This is a genomic window from Streptomyces sp. NPDC055506 (assembly GCF_053643595.1).
This window is the reverse complement of record NZ_JBSHKH010000262.1, coordinates 1-3,097: the sequence shown is the minus strand read 5'-3', so window position 1 is coordinate 3,097 and position 3,097 is coordinate 1. Positions and strand designations below refer to the sequence as shown.

5 protein-coding genes are annotated in these 3,097 nt (G+C 70.1%); 3 read left to right on the top strand and 2 right to left on the bottom strand.

The genetic code is table 11. From position 1 onward, the window contains the following. Positions 1–100 precede the first annotated feature (100 nt). Entirely contained in the window at positions 101–712 is a 612-nt protein-coding gene (locus ACWIF2_RS40410) for a DUF6328 family protein (protein ID WP_454366665.1), read from the top strand. A gap of 82 nt (positions 713–794) precedes the next feature. On the opposite strand, the gene ACWIF2_RS40405 is transcribed toward ACWIF2_RS40410, so the two are convergent. Then, positions 795–1,253 carry an ATP-binding protein gene (locus tag ACWIF2_RS40405; protein ID WP_454366663.1) on the bottom strand — a complete coding sequence of 153 codons (459 nt, stop codon included), beginning with the start codon at positions 1,251–1,253 and terminating at the stop codon, positions 795–797. 213 nt (positions 1,254–1,466) lie between these two features. On the opposite strand from ACWIF2_RS40405, the gene ACWIF2_RS40400 reads away from it, so the two are divergent. Continuing rightward, positions 1,467–2,327: a helix-turn-helix domain-containing protein gene (locus ACWIF2_RS40400; protein WP_382487281.1), complete on the top strand. Its 861-nt coding sequence runs from the start codon at positions 1,467–1,469 to the stop codon at positions 2,325–2,327. A 9-nt stretch (positions 2,328–2,336) separates the two neighbouring features. After that, positions 2,337–2,567, top strand: coding sequence for a DUF397 domain-containing protein (locus tag ACWIF2_RS40395; protein WP_454366662.1), 231 nt, complete (start codon positions 2,337–2,339; stop codon positions 2,565–2,567). A 51-nt stretch (positions 2,568–2,618) separates the two neighbouring features. Here the strand turns inward: ACWIF2_RS40395 and ACWIF2_RS40390 are convergent. Continuing rightward, on the bottom strand, positions 2,619–3,097 hold a 479-nt coding region (locus tag ACWIF2_RS40390), incomplete at its 5' end, for an aminotransferase class I/II-fold pyridoxal phosphate-dependent enzyme (protein ID WP_454366660.1).

Here is a 3,097-nt window from a genome sequence, read left to right as displayed (position 1 = left end):
TATACTGGTGTATTTGCCCCCCCGGGGGTGCGGGGGCGTCTGAGCCGCGCCGCCCCGCGCCGGGAGCGTGACACGGGCTCAAGTGGTTACCCGTCGCGTCATGGCCGAGCACAGTCCCTGCACCGCACGCGGCGAGACACCACTGCAGCGCGCCGACCGCAACTTCGTCGAGCTGCTCCAGGAGCTGCGGGTCACCCAGACGGGCGTACAGATCCTGTTCGCCTTCCTGCTGTCGCTCGCCTTCACCTCGCGCTTCTCGTCCCTCGACACGACCCAGCGCGTCACCTACGTCAGCACGCTGTTGCTGGCGGTCCTGGCCGCGGCGCTGTTCACCGCCCCGGCCGCGCTGCACCGCTCGCTCTTCCAGCAGGGCGCGAAGCCCCGCATCGTGCAGGTCTCTTCGCGACTGGCCACGACGGGCCTGATCGTGCTGGTGTTCGCTTTCAGCGGTTCCGTGCTGCTGGTGGTGGATGTGACGACCAGCAGGGCCGGAGGGATCGCCGCGGGGGTGGCGACCTTCCTGGTCTGCGTCGGACTGTGGGGCGTGCTCCCCCGGCTGGTGCGACGGGCGGGGCTGCGGGAGGAGACGGACGGCGGCCGCGAGGAGCCGGAGCCCGCTGTCGAGGAGGCGGCGCCCCAGGGCACCGTCAGGATCCCCGCACCGCGTCGGGGAGGAGCGTCATACCGGGAGGCGTCGCTGCGGCGCCGGTGACAGGCTCTGTGGGAACGGTGGCGCGGACGTCGGTCGCGCCTGCGGAAGTGCGCGTGCTCGGGTCCGGCGCGCCGCGCTGAGGCTACGGTTCCTGCTGTCCCGCCGCCGTCATGGGCTGGGCCGGGACGGTCCACGGAAGTTCGACGGAGATGGTCTTGCCGCCCTCACGGGTGGGGCGGATCCTGAGCCTGCCTCCGCATTCGGCGGTCAGCCAGCGGATGATGACCAGACCGCGGCCGTTGTCCTGCTGGACGGCGGCGGGGAGCCGTCTGGGGAGCCGCGGGTGGCTGTCCGTGACACCGACGCGCAGCCGTTCGTCGCGGTCGAGCACGAGGTCCACCGTGAACGTGGGCGACTGCCCGAAGGTGTGCTGGACGGCGTTGGTGGCGAGCTCGGAGATGATGAGCCGGATGGTGTCGGACACTTCCGTGCCCGCCGGCAGGCCCCACTCCGCCAGCGTGTCCACCACGTGGGCACGCGCTGCGGAGACCGAGGCGGGATCGCTCGGCAGAGTGACGGATGTTTCCAAATGGTCTGCCATGGCGACGTCGTCCCTTTCCCACGGGACCGCAGCCCGACACGGAGCGGAGGGTTCGAGTACGGTCCCGGACTGGTGCTTCGCCGCCAGAGTGCCACCAGAACACCCGCGAAGGGCGGCGATCCACCAAGATATGCATATATCTGTCGCTCAAAGCGGTGAACTCTACGACGCGAGACCGTATTTGGGTGGCTCGGAAGGAGTAAGGAGAAGCCCATGCAGCACGGTCCCGCGGTGCGCCGCCGGAAACTGGGCGCCGAACTGCGCGCGCTGCGCACCTCGGCGGGCCTCACCAGCGGTGAGGCGGCCCGGCTGGTGGGCTGGCACCAGTCCAAGGTCAGCCGGATCGAGACGGGCACGAGCGGGGTGAAACCGGCCGATGTGCGGTTACTCCTCGACGCCTACGGTGTGACCGACTCCCAACTTCGCGAGCTGCTCCTGGTATTGGCGGGGTCCGACGACGGGGGCGGCAGACACCACTGGTGGCACGCCTACCGCGGGGTGCTGCCGCCGACCTACCGGGACTTCATCAGCCTGGAGTCCCAGGCGACCGCGATGCGCACGCTGGAGACCACCGTCGTCCCGGGACTGCTCCAGACGCCCGAGTACGCGCGTGCGGTGACGAAGGCCGCGGTGGAGGGGCTGCCGGAGGACCGGCTGGACACGCTGGTCGAGGTGCGACTGGCCCGGCAGGACGTGCTGCGCGCGGATCCGCCGCTGGAACTGAGCGCCGTCCTGGACGAGGCCGTGCTGCGGCGGGAGGTGGGCGGGCCCGGGGTCATGGCCCGGCAGCTGGAACGGCTGGTCGAGGCGGCGCGCCTGCCCCAGGTGCGGCTCCAGGTGCTGCCGTTCGCCGCCGGGGCGCACATCGGTGTCACCGGCCCTTTCGTTATTTTCTCATTTTCGAGCACTTCTGATCTGAACGTAGTTGTTCTCGACCACTTGACGAGTAGCCTCTACCTCGAACGGAAAGAAGACCTCCAGGCCTACACGGAGGCCTTCAACGCCCTTCAGATCCACGCCCTTTCGCCCGAGGACTCGTTGGATTTCATCGCCGGGACAGCCGCCGGCGCGTAAGGAGGCACCATGCGTGCACTGCCTCGTCATGTCCCCTCAAGCACCGAACTGCACGGTGTGCGGTGGCTGCGCAGCAGCTACAGCACCGGCGCGAACAACTGCGTCGAGACCGCGTGTCCGGAGACCCCACCCTGGGCCGGACTGCTCGCCGTGCGCGACTCCAAGGACCCGGCCGGGCCCGCGCTGCTCTTCTCATCGAGGAGCTGGGCGGAGTTCACGGCCGCGGTCGACCGCATTTGATCATTTCTGATCAGTCCGTCATCGTGCGACGCCCGGCCGTGTCACGCCGACTCATGGTCGCGTCTCGCCGATCAGCCGTACAGCGCGTTCGATCTGTTCCCCGGTCAGGTCCGCCCGGGCGGTCAGCCTGAGTCGTGAGATGCCGTCGGGCACGGAAGGAGGACGGAAGCAGCCCACGGCCAGGCCCGCCGCGCGGCACTCGGCCGCCCAGCGCACGGCGTCCTCGGGAGAGGGCGCCCGCACCGAGACCACCGCGGCGTCCGGACGCACCGCTTCCAGACCCGCGGCGGTCAGGCGTGCGTGCAGTTCGCTCGCCACCGCGCGGGCCCGTGCCGCCCGTTCCGGTTCGCGGCGCAGCAGCCGCAGGGCCGCCAGGGCCGCCCCCGCCGCGCCGGGGGCGAGTCCCGTGTCGAAGATGAACGTCCGTGCCGCGTTGACCAGGTGGTCGATGACCCGGGCGGGGCCGAGGACGGCTCCGCCCTGGCTTAAGAGCGTCTTGGACAGGTTTTCATATACGACGACGTCGTCGG